General features: G+C 64.0%; 15 protein-coding genes. 3 read left to right on the top strand and 12 right to left on the bottom strand.

Features of this window, described 5'->3' with window-relative positions; genetic code table 11:
- Positions 1–33 precede the first annotated feature (33 nt).
- The 4 genes from CW360_RS02325 to CW360_RS02310 all read right to left on the bottom strand — a co-directional run bounded on the left by CW360_RS02325 (position 34) and on the right by CW360_RS02310 (position 4,551).
- Positions 34–1,506, bottom strand: coding sequence for a methyl-accepting chemotaxis protein (locus CW360_RS02325; protein ID WP_101192608.1), 1,473 nt, complete (start codon positions 1,504–1,506; stop codon positions 34–36).
- A 69-nt stretch (positions 1,507–1,575) separates the two neighbouring features.
- Positions 1,576–2,412 (bottom strand): TatD family hydrolase, encoded by an 837-nt coding sequence (locus tag CW360_RS02320; protein ID WP_101192607.1) that lies wholly within the window; start codon positions 2,410–2,412, stop codon positions 1,576–1,578.
- A 73-nt stretch (positions 2,413–2,485) separates the two neighbouring features.
- A complete protein-coding gene (locus CW360_RS02315) occupies positions 2,486–3,535 on the bottom strand; it encodes a lipase secretion chaperone (protein WP_170307344.1) in 1,050 nt (349 codons plus the stop codon).
- 74 nt (positions 3,536–3,609) lie between these two features.
- Positions 3,610–4,551 (bottom strand): triacylglycerol lipase, encoded by a 942-nt coding sequence (locus CW360_RS02310; RefSeq protein ID WP_101192606.1) that lies wholly within the window; start codon positions 4,549–4,551, stop codon positions 3,610–3,612.
- Between the two features lie 383 nt (positions 4,552–4,934).
- Here CW360_RS02310 and CW360_RS02305 point away from each other — a divergent pair, with 383 nt between their 5' ends.
- Positions 4,935–5,234, top strand: coding sequence for a hypothetical protein (locus CW360_RS02305; protein WP_101192605.1), 300 nt, complete (start codon positions 4,935–4,937; stop codon positions 5,232–5,234).
- Here the strand turns inward: CW360_RS02305 and CW360_RS02300 are convergent.
- The 8 genes from CW360_RS02300 to CW360_RS02265 form a co-directional block, all read right to left on the bottom strand.
- Positions 5,222–5,500, bottom strand: coding sequence for a peptidylprolyl isomerase (locus CW360_RS02300; RefSeq protein WP_093986831.1), 279 nt, complete (start codon positions 5,498–5,500; stop codon positions 5,222–5,224). The genes CW360_RS02305 and CW360_RS02300 overlap by 13 nt on opposite strands.
- 56 nt (positions 5,501–5,556) lie before the next feature.
- Positions 5,557–7,512: an acetoacetate--CoA ligase gene (locus tag CW360_RS02295; RefSeq protein WP_101192604.1), complete on the bottom strand. Its 1,956-nt coding sequence runs from the start codon at positions 7,510–7,512 to the stop codon at positions 5,557–5,559.
- Between the two features lie 2 nt (positions 7,513–7,514).
- Complete coding sequence (locus CW360_RS02290) at positions 7,515–8,423, bottom strand: hydroxymethylglutaryl-CoA lyase (RefSeq protein ID WP_101192603.1); 909 nt, start codon at positions 8,421–8,423, stop codon at positions 7,515–7,517.
- A gap of 29 nt (positions 8,424–8,452) precedes the next feature.
- Positions 8,453–10,402, bottom strand: coding sequence for an acetyl-CoA carboxylase biotin carboxylase subunit (locus tag CW360_RS02285; protein ID WP_101192602.1), 1,950 nt, complete (start codon positions 10,400–10,402; stop codon positions 8,453–8,455).
- 79 nt (positions 10,403–10,481) lie between these two features.
- A complete protein-coding gene (locus CW360_RS02280; protein ID WP_101192601.1) occupies positions 10,482–11,282 on the bottom strand; it encodes a gamma-carboxygeranoyl-CoA hydratase in 801 nt (266 codons plus the stop codon).
- 100 nt (positions 11,283–11,382) lie between these two features.
- Positions 11,383–12,990 (bottom strand): carboxyl transferase domain-containing protein, encoded by a 1,608-nt coding sequence (locus CW360_RS02275; protein ID WP_101192600.1) that lies wholly within the window; start codon positions 12,988–12,990, stop codon positions 11,383–11,385.
- A gap of 90 nt (positions 12,991–13,080) precedes the next feature.
- The gene (locus CW360_RS02270) at positions 13,081–14,244 is read right to left on the bottom strand and encodes an isovaleryl-CoA dehydrogenase (protein WP_101192599.1); all 1,164 of its coding nucleotides are present in this window, start codon (positions 14,242–14,244) and stop codon (positions 13,081–13,083) included.
- A 47-nt stretch (positions 14,245–14,291) separates the two neighbouring features.
- A complete protein-coding gene (locus CW360_RS02265) occupies positions 14,292–14,675 on the bottom strand; it encodes a MerR family transcriptional regulator (RefSeq protein WP_101192598.1) in 384 nt (127 codons plus the stop codon).
- A 173-nt stretch (positions 14,676–14,848) separates the two neighbouring features.
- On the opposite strand from CW360_RS02265, the gene CW360_RS02260 reads away from it, so the two are divergent.
- Complete coding sequence (locus CW360_RS02260; protein ID WP_101192597.1) at positions 14,849–15,319, top strand: hypothetical protein; 471 nt, start codon at positions 14,849–14,851, stop codon at positions 15,317–15,319.
- A gap of 34 nt (positions 15,320–15,353) precedes the next feature.
- Complete coding sequence (locus CW360_RS02255; RefSeq protein ID WP_101192596.1) at positions 15,354–16,091, top strand: amidotransferase; 738 nt, start codon at positions 15,354–15,356, stop codon at positions 16,089–16,091.
- Positions 16,092–16,106: the final 15 nt, after the last annotated feature.

Below are 16,106 nucleotides of genomic sequence, written 5' to 3'. Positions count from 1 at the left end.
TTGGCCAGGCTGCCTGAGCAGTCTGGCCATATCTCATAACTTGAGCTGTTGAATGGCTTTTGCCAAGTCGCTGGCCAGGCCAGCCAGTTGGTCGCTGATGGCTGCGGAGTCGAGGGTTTGACCAACGGTTTGTTCGGTTACATCGCGAATACCGATCACTGAACGAGTCATTTCCTCGGCAACCTGGCTTTGTTGTTCGGCGGCCACGGCAATCTGCGTGTTGCTCTCCCGCATCTGCGCTACCGCTTCGGCGATGGCCGTGAGCGCCTGGCTGGCTTCCTCGGCCTGTTGTACGCAGCCATCGGCCTTGTAAGAGCTTTCCTGCATGAATTCCACGGCATCACGGGTGCCGCTTTGCAGGGCATTGATCATCTGGGTGATTTCGTCAGTCGAGTCCTGTACGCGCTTGGCCAGGTTGCGGACTTCGTCGGCTACTACGGCAAAGCCCCGGCCCATTTCCCCGGCGCGCGCGGCTTCGATGGCTGCATTCAAGGCCAGCAGATTGGTTTGCTCGGCGATGCCATGAATCACGCTGACTACGCTGCTGATGCGCTGGCTGTCTTCGGCCAGCTTGCCGATCATCTCTGCGGTTTGCTGTACGCCGTTGGAGAGTTCGGCAATCGATTTGCTGACCCGTCCAACGACCTGGCGGCCTGCGCCAGCCAATTGGTCGGCCTGCTGCGAGCGGTCGCGGGTATCGGCGGCATGCTGCGCGATATGGTGCACGGTGGTGGACATTTCGTTGATGGCCGTGGCGGCCTGATCGGTTTCACTCTGCTGTCCCAGCATGCCTTGGCGAACCTGCGTCATGCTGCTGGCCAGGCGTGTCGTGCCCTGATCCAGGTCGCGTGCTGCGCTGGCTACAGTGCCCACCACACGCTGGTAGCAGGTCTGCATGGCATTGAAGGCCGACGCCATCTGGCCTACCTCATCACGGCCGCGCATGGGCGCGCGCGCCGATAGATCACCGGTCTGTTCGACGTGCAGCATGACATCCTTGAGCTTGTGCAGACTCTTCAGGATGAACTGGATGAGCATCTGCGAGGCGCCCAGCAGCATCAGCATGAGGATCAGCACGGCGCCTGCATAGGCGAAGAAGCGATCACAAAACACTTGCCAGAGGCTACTGCTGTAGGCAGGTACCGCGTAACGCAGGCCTTCGTTGCCTGAGGTCACCACCACGCCACTGAGCATTGGCTCATCAAACAACGGGTTGTGGGCAATGGCCACCCAGCCGCGTGCGTTGGCGGATAGGCTGTGGCTCAGGCGTGGTGGTGTTTCACCTTCCTTCCAGCTGAACCATGCCCCGCTAGGTGGCGTTTGCCCGGCGGGCCAGGCGGCCAGCAACACGGCTTGCTGTTCAGCGGCCTGTCTGGCTTGTTGCTGGCGGGCATCCTGCTCCAGGTGCATGGCAAACAGCACCAGCAGCAGAGTGATGAAGAAGACGACGGCATTGACCGCCCAGAACTTGTAGCGCAGGGAAAGATCGCGAATCCAGTCGCTCATGGGATGCTCTTCTTATGTTGTGCCGGCAGTCGGTCTGCAACCGCTCTGCCCGCCGCCAGAGTTGAGTGGTCAGTCATGTTTAACGGCCTGCCAGGCAGCTTCTTGAGGCTCGGGCAGGGTAAAAAAATCACGCGCAACCCGGCTGGTTGTACTGGCTAGCTGGGCAACCGATACACCTCGCAAGCCAGCCAGGGTGGTGAGGGTTTCAACCAGGTAGGCGGGTTCGTTACGTTGTGGCCTGGGCTTGAGATGCAGCGAACGGGGCACCAGGTAGGGGGCATCGCTTTCCACCATCAGGCGTTGTTCGGGAATATCTGCAACCAGCCCCTGCAGCTCAAGCCCCCGTCGTTCATCGCACAGCCAGCCGGTAATGCCGATATGCAGGTCCATGTCCAGGTAGCCATACAGACTCTGGCGATCACCGGTAAAACAATGGACAACCGCCGCCCTCAGCTGGTCACGGTAGTCACGCAGTATAGCCAGCAGGCGTACCGAGGCATCACGCTCATGCAGGAAAACCGGTAGGCCCAGGTTGGCGGCCAGCTCCAGTTGGGCACAGAGTGCTGCTTCCTGCTGGGGACGGGGAGCGAGGTCGCGATAGAAATCCAGGCCGCATTCGCCCACAGCCCGCACGCGAGGCTGGCTGAGTTGCTCGGCCAGCTGTGCGGCCTGGGAAGGCTGCCATTGCGCGCTGTAGTGCGGATGAATCCCGGCGGTGCAGAACAGCCGGCTGGCTGTGTCATCCAGCTCCAGGCACAGTGCATGTGCCTGTTCGTTGTCTGCAAGGCTGGTGCCCGTCAGTACCAGCTGTTCGACACCTGCTGCCTGGGCACGCTGCAGAAGCGCCTGGCGATCACCGGCAAAGCTGGGATGGGTCAGGTTGACCCCGATATCGACCAGTTGCATGCAGCCTCCTGAAGAAATGGCTGGCAGCATAACAAAAGTTGGCGCCTAAAAATTGTCGCAGAGCAATCTGCCATCATGAGCCGGAGGCTTGTTCGCGGCTACGGCGTTGTTCTTCGAGCAATTGCTGCGCGCCGCTCAGGCGCAGGCGCTCCTGTTCACTGAAGCGCTCTGCCGCCAGTTGCTCAATGGCTTCGGCACGCGCCTGTTCGCTCAGCCCCTGGTTGTCGAGGAGTGCCTGTTTGTCCTGGAGATACTGCTCCAGGCGGCTTTGCCATTCTTGGCGTTGCTGATCGAGTGCTTCTAGCCGTGCGGTGGCTTCGGCGCCGACCAGCTGTTGGCGAAGCTCGCGCAGTTGCCGACTATCACCGCCGGACTCTAGCAACAACTGGGTCTGCGTACGCAGCTCGCTGTGCAATTGTGGCAGCAGTCCTTCCTGCACGCTTTCCGGCAGCCCGGCGCGCAGTTGATCGATGGCCGCTGCGCGTTGCGCGGGACTCAGGCTGCTGTCGCGCTGAATGGCCATGCGTTGCAGGGTGAAATGATTGAGTCCTTCCTCGTTCTGGAAGAACGCCTGATGCCACTGTGGATCGAAGAGCCGTGCACGCAGGGCCTGTACCGCGCGCTCGCGTTGCAGCATGGCTTGCAGGTCAGGCAGTTGCGGCCAGTTGCCTTCCAGCTCAACCAGTTGCTGCTTGTACTGCAGGTACTGCTCAAGCACAGCCAGCGCCTGGCTGCGGGCAGGCTCATCGAGGCTGTCACGAATATAGTCACGCAAGCGTTGCAGCGTCGCGGGCAGGCTGTCTTCACCCATGGCTGCCAGGAAATAGTCGAACAGCTGGCGAACGTCCTCGCCGGGTAGCAGGTTGCCGGCGGCATCCAGCGTGAACCCCCCGTCAATCTCCGTGCCGCGGAACGACGCAGGCAATGCCTGGCGAGGTTTGGCTGGCGTCTGGCGCGGGCTGTCGCTGGAGGGCTCGCTCAAGGCCAGCGCTGGCGTGGCGGTAGTCTGTGCAGACGAACTCGCAGGTGCTTCAGCCTGCGGCGTGGGGGAAGGCTGACGCCATTGCAGCCAGGTCAGTACCAGTACAAAGCTCAGCGGCGCCAACAGCAGGTATTTCTTCACGGGTGACTCCACAAACAACATGGCCAGCGGATGCGAACAGCCGCTGGCCATGGGGTTACAGATCGACTACTGACTCAGAGGCCGGCGTTCTTCAGGCGATTGGCCTGTTGCCGGTACACGGTGACCGGGCTGGTCTCGAACAGGCTGGTCAGGCCAATGAACTGGTTGACCTCGTCGAGGTGGTTCATCCGGTAGTTGTCACGGATGACCATGCCCAGGCGCGAGCTGCAACGGCCTACCAGGCCATCGTTTGCATCCTTGAAGGTCAGCGAGCTGACGCCCATCAACAGATCGCTTGGGTCGAGCATGTTGGTCAGCGGGCTGGTGCCACTCCACGAGTAGTAGCTCACGCCATTGACCTTGTAGGCCCCTTCGCCACAGGCGGTGGTCGGCAGGCCTTGCGGGAACTTGGCATTGAAGCGTGCCGCGCCTTCGCTGTTGAGCGACTCCAGGGTGCCCAGTGCATTCTGCGGGGTTGTGCTGGAGCTGCCGGAGAGGAAGTTGATCATCGCGCCGAGGCCATTGACGATCCCGGCCAGCAGGGTTTCACCCGCCGATCCCGGAGGTACCTGACGAATGAAATCAGCGGTATCGGAACCCTTGTGTGGTGCGCCGACGCTGGTAACAGAGGCGACCAGGTCCGGGCGAATGGCTGCCACGTAGCGAATGGTCGGGCCGCCATGGCTGTGGCCGACCAAGTTGACCTTGCCCTTGCCGCTGATCGCGGCAATTTCCTCGACCTGGCGCAGCAGCTGTTCACCCCGGGCCTCGGAGGTATCCAGCTGGCTGACCTCGGTGATGTACACCTGGGCGCCGTCGCGACGCAGGGCCGACGGAATGCCATACCAGTAGTCGACACCCAGAATGCTGTCGAAACCCAGCATGCCGTGAGTCAGCACGATAGGGTACTTGGTTTTGGTGTAGCCACTGGAGCCAAACAGAAAGGCATGGCTCGGTGCGGAGGCCAACAGGCCGGCACCCAGGCAGAGGGCGAGCAGGGTCTTGTTCTTGTTCATCTGTGCTCTCGATTGAATAGGCAGAAAGGGCTTTCCCTGCGCCAGCTCGCGCACCGTCCTGGTGGCGTACGACTGCCAGCAAATAGCAGGAAACGTGCCATGGTTGGCAAAGGCTCTGCGACGGGCTGTGCCTTTCGCAGATACAAGCCTTGAGGGGAGCTGGTGTTACCGATGGCAACCGCCGTATCGCGTGCGGTAGCAGAAGGCCGGATTTTTTGCTGAAAAGCAGCTGGCGCATGGGTAAGATGGCTGCGCGCCGATTTAGTCAGCTACTTGCGGGGCGCCGCCGGCCCAGATTGCCGGTAACAAATTCCGCTAAAGCGCTGGCCCCGGTGTTGCCTCGCACCGCTGCCCAGCTGCAGCAACGAGGCGGAGTATCCAGCATGTCCCCACATCCCCGCATTTTGCGCCTGAGCGCGATCACCCAGGCTTGCCGTGCCGAGCTGCCACGCGTTCTCCTCAGCCCAGACCTGCAACTGGCCCAGCTGGCACAATGGAGTCGTGCCGTGTCGGCACCAAAGCTCGATAGCCTGGATAACTGGCAGCAACTGCTTGGCGAGCCGGATGATCACTATCACTTTGCCGCGGTACGCAGTACGGCGGCTCCAGGCGACTGGCTGGTGGAACTGTTGCGAGTGGCACGCCAGGGGGTGATCCTGCGGCGTGTCGATCAGTCCCGGTAGAAGACCTGGATCAGGTGATAGCCGAAGCTGCTTTTCACCGGGCCATGCACCTCGCGCAGAGCCTTTTTGAAGATCACCTGATCCACCGCACGGACCATTTGCCCAGGGCGAACTTCGCCCAGGTCGCCACCGCGCTTGCCGGACGGACATAATGAGTATTTGCGCGCCAGCATGTCGAAGGCTTCGCCAGCGGCGATGCGTTTTTTCAAGGCGGCTGCTTCAGCTTCCGTCTTGAGCAGGATGTGGCGTGCCATTGCCTTGGCCATGGAGGGACTCTCGTAATGGTCAAAAGGCTATTTTGCCTGCGCACGCGCGCATTTGCTCAGTCGCGTAGCGCCGGCAGGTCACGGAACAACTCCAGCGTCTGTGGATTGGCCAGGGCGTCGGTGTTCTTCACCGGTCTGCCGTGCACCACGTTGCGCACCGCCAGCTCGACGATCTTGCCGCTGATGGTGCGCGGGATGTCGGCGACCTGGACGATCTTCGCCGGCACATGGCGTGGCGTGGTGTTACTGCGGATCACCTGGCGGATCGCGGCCTGCAGCGCGTCATCCAGCACGACACCTTCGCGCAGACGGACAAACAGCACCACGCGCACATCGCCTGCCCAGTCCTGGCCGATGGCGATGGATTCCAGCACCTGCGGCACCTTTTCCACCTGGCGGTAGATCTCGGCGGTGCCGATGCGCACGCCGCCGGGGTTGAGCACGGCGTCGGAGCGACCGTGGATGACCAGGCCGCCGTGTTTGGTGATCTCGGCATAGTCGCCATGGGCCCAGATGCCGGGGAAGCTGGCGAAGTAGGCCGCGTGGAATTTCTCGCCTGCCGCATCGTTCCAGAAGCCCACTGGCATCGACGGGAAGTGGCGGGCGCAGACCAACTCGCCTTTTTCGCCGGTCACCGGACGGCCTTCATCGCTCCATACCTGCACGTCCATGCCCAGGCCCTTGCACTGCAGCTCGCCGCGCCATACCGGCAACACCGGGTTGCCGAGGGCGAAGCAGGAGACGATGTCCGTGCCGCCGGAGATGGAGGACAGGCAGACGTCGCGCTTGATGTCGCGGTAGACGTACTCGAAGCTCTCATGGGCCAGCGGCGAGCCGGTCGAGAGAATGGCCTTCAGGCGGCTCAAGTTGTGTGTTTCGCGCGGCCTGGCACCGGCCTTTTCCAGGGCGGCGATGAACTTGGCGCTGGTACCGAAGAGGCTGATGTTCTCGGCGTCGATCAGGTCGATCAGGCGCTCGGCCCCAGGGTGGAAGGGCGAGCCGTCGAACAGCACCAGGCTGGCGCCCAGCGCCAACCCTGAGATCAGCCAGTTCCACATCATCCAGCCGCAGGTGGTGTAGTAGAACAGGGTGTCGTCGGCCGTCAGGTCGGTGTGCAGGCCCAGTTCCTTGACGTGCTGCAGCAGGGTGCCACCGACGCCGTGGACGATGCACTTGGGCACGCCGGTGGTGCCGCTGGAGTAGAGGATGTACAGCGGCTGCTCAAAGGCGACTGGCGTGAACTGCGGCTCGCCGCCGGCCTGGTAGAAGTCCTGCCACAGGCTGACGCGGGCGTTGCTGCGGAAGTCGTCCGCCTGGGCTTCAGGGCGGGAGTAGGGCACCACCACCAGCTGTGCCAGCGAGGGCAGGCGTTCGAGGATTTCGTTGAGTTTGCCGGTCAGGTCGAGGTTCTTGCCGGCGTAGCGGTAGCCGGCGGCGGCGATCAGCACCTTGGGTTCGATCTGGCCGAAGCGGTCGATCACCCCCTGGGTGCCGAAGTCCGGTGAGCAGGACGACCAGGTCGCCCCCAGGCTCGCTGTGGCCAGCATGCCCGCCACGGTCTGCCAGGTATTGGGCATAAAGGCGGCCACGCGGTCACCCACGCCAACACCGGCGGCCTTGAGGCTCTGCTGCAAACCGGCGACATGCGCGGCCAGTTCGGCGTAGGAGAGCTGCTCGCGCGAACCGTCCTCGCCAATGGCAATCAGCGCCGGATGCGCGTCGCGGCGGCGTAGCAGGTGCTCGGCGAAGTTCAGGCTGGCGCCGGGGAACCAGTGCGCGCTGGGCATGGCTGGGCCTTCGCGCAGAACCGCCTCGGGCTGCTGGGTAAAACGCACTTCGAAGAAATCGACGATGGCCTGCCAGAACGCCGCGCGCTGCGCCACGCTCCAGGCGTGCAGGGCGGGGTAGTCGGCCAGCTGGAGGGCGTGGCGTTGGTTGACGAAGCGGCGGAACGCATCCATGCGGCTGGCAGCGATGCGTTCGGCGGACGGAGCCCAGAGCGGGGTGTGCATGCTCAGACTCCCTGACAGCCAAGGCGGGCGCGGGCCACGCGTGAGCCATTGGGCTTACCGAGCACGTCGCAGATGCGCTGGCCGGCGGCGATCAGTTGCTCCATGTCGATGCCGGTGTGGATGCCCAGGCCATTAAGCAGGTAAAGCACGTCCTCGGTGGCAACGTTGCCGGTGGCGCCCTTGGCGTACGGGCAGCCGCCCAGGCCGGCGACCGAGCTGTCGAATACGGCAATGCCTTCCAGCAGGCTGGCGTAGATATTGGCCAGGGCCTGGCCGTAGGTGTCGTGGAAGTGCCCGGCGAGCTTTTCGCGCGGGATGTCACGACCGACCACCTCGAACAGGCGGCGAGTCTGCCCGGCGGTGCCAGTGCCGATGGTGTCGCCCAGCGAGACTTCGTAGCAGCCCATGGCGAGCAGCTCGCGGGCCACCGCAGCGACCTGCTCGGGTGCGATTTCGCCCTCATAGGGGCAGCCAAGCACGCAGGAGACATAGCCGCGCACGCTGATGCCGTGGGCCTTGGCCGCGTCCATTACTGGGACGAAGCGCTCCAGACTCTCGGCGATGGAGCAGTTGATGTTGCGCTGGGAGAAAGCCTCGGAGGCCGCGGCGAACACTGCCACTTCCTTCACCCCAGCCTCGACGGCAGCCTCGAAGCCCTTGAGGTTGGGCGTCAGCGCTCCATACACCACGCCCGGCTTACGCTGGATGCCGGCGAACACCTCGGCGCTGCCGGCCATCTGTGGCACCCACTTGGGCGAGACGAAGCTGCCCACCTCGATGTAGACCAGGCCGGCGGCGCTTAGGTCGTTGGTCAGGCGTACCTTGTCGGCCACGCTGATCGGCTGCTTCTCATTCTGCAGGCCGTCGCGCGGGCCGACTTCAACCAGGCGGACATGTTGCGGCAGGTTCATTGTGTTCTCTCTCGCTTCGTAGGTGGCCCTCAGGCCTCTTCCAGCTCTACCAGGGCGGCGCCTTCGCCGACCATGTCGCCCTCGGCGCAGTACAGTGCCTTGACCGTGCCGGCATGCGGCGCGCGGATGCTGTGCTCCATCTTCATGGCCTCCAGCACCACCAGGGCGGTGCCGGCTTCCACGGTCTGGCCGGCTTCGACCAGCACGCGGACGATACTGCCGTTCATCGGGGCCGTCAGCCCGCCGTGCTGGGCGTGGCTGGCCTCGGCCTCGGCGATCGGGTCGACTCGGCGTACCTCATGCAGGCGCCCCTGCCATTCCAGATAGAGCGCATCGCCCTGGCGAATTGCCCGGTGCGCGCGGCGCAGGCCATCCTGCTCGCTCCACAGCTGCTCGCCCTGCAGGCGCGATTGCGCGGGGCCTCGCAGGTACACGGTGTGGCGCTGCTCGCCGCTGCGCAGGTGCACATCGGTTTCCGCGCTCAGGCCGGAGCGCCAGCCGCTGCTGGTAGCCCAGGGCGAGTGATAGTCCTCGTGGCTACGGCGCGGCGCTTCGCTCTGCAACCAGGCTTCGGCGGCCAGTTGCCAGAACTCGCCCGGCAGCTCGGTCACGGCCGGCAGCAGTTTTTCCTGATGGCGAGCGATAAAGCCGGTATCCAGTTCCGCGTTGGCAAAAGCCGGATGGGCCAACACGCGACGCAGGAAAGGCAGGTTGCTGGCGAAGCCACCAACGGCGGTTTCTTCCAGCATGGCCAGCAGACGTTGGCGGGCTTGTTCGCGATCCTCGCCCCAGGCGACCAGCTTGGCCAGCATCGGGTCGTAGAAGGGCGAGACGGTATCGCCCTCGGCCACGCCGCTGTCCACCCGGCGGCCCTCGCCGGCAGCGGGTTCGCGATACAGCTTGAGGTCCCCGGAGGCGGGCAGGAAGTCATTGTCGGTGTCCTCGGCGTACAGGCGCACTTCGATGGCGTGGCCATTCAGCGGCACTTGGTCCTGGGTGATCGGCAGCGCCTCGCCGCGGGCCACGCGGATCTGCCAGGCCACCAGGTCGAGGCCGGTGATGGCTTCGGTGACCGGGTGCTCCACCTGCAGGCGGGTATTCATCTCCATGAAGAAGAACTGGCCGCGGGCATCGAGCAGGAACTCCACGGTGCCGGCGCCGACATAGCCGATTGTCTGGGCGGCCTTGACTGCCGCCTCACCCATGGCGCGGCGCAGTTCGGGTGAGAGGCCGGGGGCCGGGGCTTCCTCGACCACTTTCTGATGACGGCGCTGGATCGAGCAGTCGCGCTCGTTGAGGTACAGGCAGTTGCCGTGGCTGTCGGCGAATATCTGGATCTCCACGTGGCGCGGCTGCAGCACGTATTTCTCCACCAGCATGCGCGCGTCGCCGAAGGCCGACTGCGCTTCACGCCGGGCGGATTCGAAGGTTTCCGCGAGCTGATCCTCCGTTTCGACCACCTTCATGCCCTTGCCACCGCCACCGGCGGCGGCCTTGAGCAGCACCGGGTAGCCGATGCGCTCGGCGGCGACGCGGAAGGTCTCCACGTCCTGGGCCTCGCCGTGGTAGCCGGGCACCAGCGGCACGCCGGCTTCTTCCATCAGCGCCTTGGCCGCGGACTTGCTGCCCATGGCATCGATGGCGGAGGCAGGCGGGCCGAGGAACACCAAGCCGGCGGCATCACAGGCGCGAGCGAAGCCGGCGTTCTCGGAGAGGAAGCCGTAGCCCGGGTGGATGGCCTGGGCGCCGCTGGCCTTGGCCGCGGCGATGATCTTGTCGATCAGCAGGTAGCTGTCGGCCGGCTTGGCGCCGCCGAGGTTGACCGCCATGTCGGCCTCGCGCACATGCCGTGCATGGGTATCGATGGCGCTGTGCACGGCCACGGTCTGCAGGCCGAGGGCCTTGGCGGTGCGCATCACCCGGCAGGCGATTTCGCCGCGGTTGGCGACCAGCAGGGTGTCGATGTGCGTGTGGCTCATGCTTGCGGCTCCTGCCGGAGGTTTGAACGTTTATCCAGCGCTTTGCCGAGCAAGGTGTGCAGGGAGGAAATCATCATGCTTATTGCTCCTGCCAGGCGGGCGTGCGTTTTTCCAGGAAGGCGTTGAGCCCCTCCTGGCCTTCGGGGCTGACACGGATGCGGGCGATGGCGTTCTCGGTGTAGCGGCGCAGGTTGGGGCTGAGTACGCCACTGGCCACTTCACGCAGCAGGTCCTTGCTGGCCTGCATGGCTTGCGGGCTGTTGAGCAACAGGTTGTTCACCCAGGCTTCGACCTGGGCATCCAGCTCGGCGGCCGGGTAGGCCTCGGCCAGCAGGCCCAGCTCGCGGGCGCGGCTGCCGGAGAAACGTTCGGCGGTCAGCGCATAGCGGCGTGCGGCGCGCTCGCCCAGGGCCTGGACCACGAACGGGCTGATCACCGCCGGCGCCAGGCCGATGCGCACTTCGGACAGGCTGAACAGCGCGTCGTCCGCACCGATAGCCATATCGCAGCAGCTGACCAGGCCCACGGCGCCGCCGAAGGCCGCGCCCTGGACTACGGCCAGGGTCGGGATCTTCAGGCCGTTGAGGTTGTACATCAGCTCGGCCAGTTCGCGGGCGTCATTCAGGTTGGCGTTGTAGTCGAGCTTGGCCGAAGCCTGCATCCAAGCCAGGTCGGCGCCGGCGGAGAAGTGCTTGCCGCGGCCGCGCAGCAGCAGGAAGCGCAAGGTCTTGTCGGCGGCGATCGCGTCGATGGCGAGGATCAGCTCGCGGATCATCTCGGCGTTGAAGGCGTTGTTTTTCTCCGGTCGGTTGAGCCACAGGGTGGCGAAGCCCCGTGCGGAGCGTTCAAGTTCAATAGTCTGAAATGGGGGGGTGTGCATATTCGATTTCCTGCAGACGAAGGCCTGCGGCCCTTGGCTTGAGGCTGGAGGGCTGGACGTCAAGCCTCCAGCCGCCCTCCAGCGCTGTTCTCGTTGTTCGTTACATTCTGAACACGCCGAACTGGGTCGGCTCGATGGGCGCATTGAGGCTGGCGGACAGCGCCAGTCCGAGCACGTCGCGGGTCTGCGCCGGGTCGATGACGCCGTCGTCCCACAGGCGGGCGCTGGAGTAGTAGGCGTGGGCCTGCTGTTCGTACTGGGCAACGATGGGCTGCTTGATGCGCGCTTCTTCCTCGTCGCTGAACGGATGGCCGGCGCGGGCCGCCTGCTCGCGCTTGACCTGCACCAGCACGCCGGCAGCCTGTTCGGCACCCATCACGCCGATCCGCGCGTTGGGCCACATCCATAGGAAACGCGGCTCAAAGGCGCGGCCGCACATGCCGTAGTTACCGGCGCCGAAGCTGCCGCCGATGATCACGGTGAACTTCGGCACCTTGGCGCAGGCCACGGCGGTGACCAGCTTGGCGCCGTGCTTGGCGATGCCGCCTTCCTCGTACTTCTTGCCGACCATGAAGCCGGTGATGTTCTGCAGGAACAGCAGCGGGATGCCGCGCTGGCAGGCCAGTTCGATGAAGTGCGCGCCTTTCTGCGCCGCCTCCGCAAACAAAATACCGTTGTTGGCGAGGATCGCCAGCGGGTAGCCGTGGACGTGGGCGAAGCCGCAGATCAGGGTGGTGCCGAACAGCGCCTTGAATTCATCGAACTCGCTGCCATCGACCACCCGCGCAATCACCTCGCGCACATCGAAGGGCTGCTTGGCATCGGCCGGGATCACCCCGTACAGCTCGTCCGCTGCGTGGAGCGGGGTGATGGGCGTGCGAGCCTGCAACTGACCGAGCTTGCGCCAGTTCAGGTTGGCGATGCAGCGCCGGGCGATGGCCAGGGCGTGCTCGTCGTTTTCCGCGTAGTGGTCGGCCACGCCGCTGGTCTTGCAGTGCACATCGGCGCCGCCCAGCTCCTCGGCGCTCACTACTTCGCCTGTGGCGGCCTTCACCAGGGGCGGGCCGGCCAGGAAGATGGTGGCCTGGTTGCGCACCATGATGGTCTCGTCGCTCATCGCCGGCACATAGGCGCCGCCAGCGGTGCAGGAGCCCATGACCACGGCGATCTGCGGGATGCCCTGGGCGCTCATGTTGGCCTGGTTGAAGAAGATCCGCCCGAAGTGCTCGCGGTCGGGGAACACCTCTTCCTGGCGCGGCAGGTTGGCGCCGCCGGAGTCCACTAGGTAGATGCATGGCAGGCGGTTCTGCTGGGCGATGGTCTGCGCGCGCAGGTGCTTCTTCACGGTCAGCGGGTAGTAGCTGCCGCCTTTCACCGTGGCGTCGTTGGCGATGATCATGCACTCGACGCCTTCGACGCGACCGATACCGGCGACCACGCCGGCGGCCGGTACGTCTTCGCCGTACACCTCGTGGGCGGCCAGCTGGCCGACTTCGAGGAAGGGCGAGCCGATGTCCAGCAGGCGGTTGATGCGCTCGCGCGGCAACAGCTTGCCACGCGAGGTGTGGCGTTCCTGGGCCTTGGCGCCGCCACCTTCGTGGACGCGGGCGAGCAGGGCGCGCAGGTCGTTGACCTGGGCGAGCATGGCTGCGCTATTGGCGGCAAACTCCGCCGAGCGCGTGTTGATCTGGGTATGCAGGATGGTCATAAACCCCTCGAAACAGCGCTATAGGCTGGAGGCTGGACGAGGGCTGTGGCTGCTTTCCGTCGAGCCTTCAGCCTCGAGCCTCCAGCGGCTTTATTTGGTCTCGTTGAACAGCTCGCGGCCGATCAGCATGCGGCGGATCTCGCTGGTGCCGGCACCGATCTCGTAGAGCTTGGCGTCACGCAGCAGGCGGCCGGCCGGGTATTCGTTGGTGTAGCCGTTACCGCCCAGCAGCTGGATGGTGTCGAGGGCCATCTTGGTGGCCATTTCTGCGGTGTAGAGGATCACCGCGGCGGCGTCCTTGCGCGATTCCTCGCCGCGGTCGCAGGCCTTGGCCACGTTGTACAGATAGGACTTGGAGGCGTTCATGCCGGCGTACATGTCGGCCAGCTTGCCTTGCACCAGCTGGAACTCGCCGATCGACTGCTTGAACTGCTGGCGTTCATGCACGTAGGGCAGCACCACGTCCATGCAGGCGCTCATAATCCCGGTGGGGCCGCCGGAGAGCACGGTGCGCTCGTAGTCCAGACCGCTCATCAGCACGCGCACGCCGGCACCCTCGGCGCCGAGGATGTTCTCCTCCGGCACTTCGCAGTCCTCGAACACCAGCTCGCAGGTGTTGGAGCCGCGCATGCCCAGCTTGTCGAGCTTCTGGTGACGGGAGAAGCCCTTGAAGTCGCGCTCGACGATGAAGGCAGTGATGCCCTTGGAACCGGCATTGCTGTCGGTCTTGGCGTAGATCACATAGGTGTGGGCGTCGGGGCCGTTGGTGATCCACATCTTGTTGCCGTTGAGCACGTAACGGTCGCCGCGCTTCTCGGCGCGCAGCTTCATCGACACCACGTCGGAGCCGGCATTCGGCTCGCTCATGGCCAGCGCGCCGATGTGTTCGCCGGAGCACAGCTTGGGCAGGTATTTCTGCTTCTGCGCCTCGCTGCCGTTCTTGCGGATCTGGTTGACGCACAGGTTGGAGTGGGCGCCGTAGGACAGGCCGACCGAGGCCGAGGCGCGGCTGATCTCCTCCATGGCGATCACATGTGCCAGATAGCCCATGTTGCTGCCACCGTATTCCTCTTCCACGGTCATGCCGAGCAGGCCCATGTCGCCGAACTTGCGCCACATGTCCATGGGGAACTCGTTGTCGCGGTCGATCTGCGCCGCACGTGGGGCCAGCTCGGCCTGGGCGAACTGGTAAACCGAGTCGCGCAGCATGTCGATGGTCTCGCCGAGAGCGAAGTTGAGGGTTGGATAGCGCATGGTTCCACCTTTCATTGTATTTGTTAGCTTTGGTAGATAAGTGCTTGTCAGGCTTGAGTTTGTTCTAACGCGGCAAGGCAGCGCTCCTCGGCCGTGTCGAGTTCCAGTTGCATCTGCTGGATGTCCAGTAGTTGCTGTTGCAGCTGGGCGCGCCGCTCGGCGATCTTCTCCATGAACGTATCCAGCTGCTTGCGGTTGCCGCCGGCCGGGTCGTACAGCTCGATCAGTTCCTTGCATTCGGCCAGGGAAAAGCCGATGCGTTTGCCACGCAGAATGAGCTTAAGTGCCACGCGGTCCTTGGCTGAGTAGATACGTTCCTGGCCGCGTCGCTCCGGAGCGAGCATGCCTTGCTCTTCATAGAAACGAATGGCCCGCGTGGTGATATCCAACTCACGGGCCAGGTCGGAGATGCTGTAGTAGATTTTCGACATATAAGCATTCATTGCATGGGTTGACGTTAACGTAAGCGTAATTGACGTTAACGTCAACCTGCGGCGCCCTGACAAGCATCCGTGCGGGATGCTGCGCTTTTTGTTGAAGCCAGGATGGTCAAGCCTGTCAGCCTTGTTTAGGCTCTGCGTTTTCGACGGGGAAGGAGTGGACCATGAGGCGTTTTGCTTGGCTTGGCTTGCTGCTGGCTCCGCTGTGCATGGCCGGTGAATCGCGGGTCTACCTGCTGGCCAACGTGGAGTTGGGCGGAACCACCTTCGGGCAAAGCGTGCTGCTCCACGAAGCAGACATCACGCGCCTGGAGGACTGTGAGTCCGTGCGCCTGCAGAGCCTGCGTGACAAGGACTGGGGCCGATATCACCATGTGTTCCAGCGGCATAAGGCCAAAGGCTACACAGTGCAGATCAGCTACCGCTGCGTGCTCAGCGAGCAGGCCTTCGAGGCCTGGCATGACCGTGATCGCTACGACCATACCTATTTATTCCTTGTCGACGGCGAACAGCGCCTGCGCGTGGAGAAAACCGCCAATATGGCGCGCTGTACCACGCAATTGGCCAGCCTGCGTTTGCCGGCCGGCACCCAGGCGCATTGCGCCAAGTCCAACCAGCGCCTGCTGGTTCCCTGACCCACCTGCCCAAGAGGTTCAAGCAATACCCGCCATGACCGAGCGCGCCCATCCCCTGCGTATCTGTATTCTGGAAACCGACGACCTGCGACCGGAGTTCGTCGAGCAATACCGAGGCTATGGCTGCATGTTCGAGCAGCTGTTTGCCCATCAGCCGATTCCGGCCCGCTTCGAGATTTTCAATGTGGTCGCCGGGCATTATCCCGACGAGCAGCAGCACTATGACGCCTATCTGGTTACCGGCAGCAAGGCCGATTCTTTCGGCAGCGATCCGTGGATTCAGGTGCTCAAGGACTATCTGCTCAAGCGCTACGCGGCCGGCGACAAACTGCTTGGCATCTGCTTCGGCCATCAGTTGCTGGCCCTGCTCCTGGGGGGCAAGGCTGAGCGGGCCAGTCAGGGCTGGGGGCTGGGTAACCATGTCTATCAGCTGCATGAGCAAGCCGAGTGGATGCAGCCGGCCCTTCCGGAACTACACCTGCTGATCAGTCACCAGGACCAGGTGACCGAATTGCCGCCGCAGGCCACGCGCCTGGCCAGCAGCGACTTTTGTGCCAACGCCGCCTACCGGATTGGTGACCAGGTGCTGTGTTTCCAGGGCCACCCGGAGTTCGTCGCCGACTATTCCCGCGCGCTGATGGAGGTGCGCCAGCAGCAGTTCGCCGAACCTGTGTACAAGCGTGCCCGGGAAAGCCTCGAGCGTGAGCATCACGGCAAGACGGTAGGTGAGTGGATGATGCGTTTCGTCGCCAACGCGCGGCGTAGCGCCTGAGGTGAACGTCGGGCG

This window comes from Pseudomonas fluvialis (genome assembly GCF_002835605.1).
GTDB classification, from domain to species: Bacteria; Pseudomonadota; Gammaproteobacteria; order Pseudomonadales; family Pseudomonadaceae; genus Aquipseudomonas; species Aquipseudomonas fluvialis.
The sequence above is the reverse complement of the archived record's forward strand: the minus strand, read 5'-3'. Positions and strand labels throughout refer to the sequence as shown.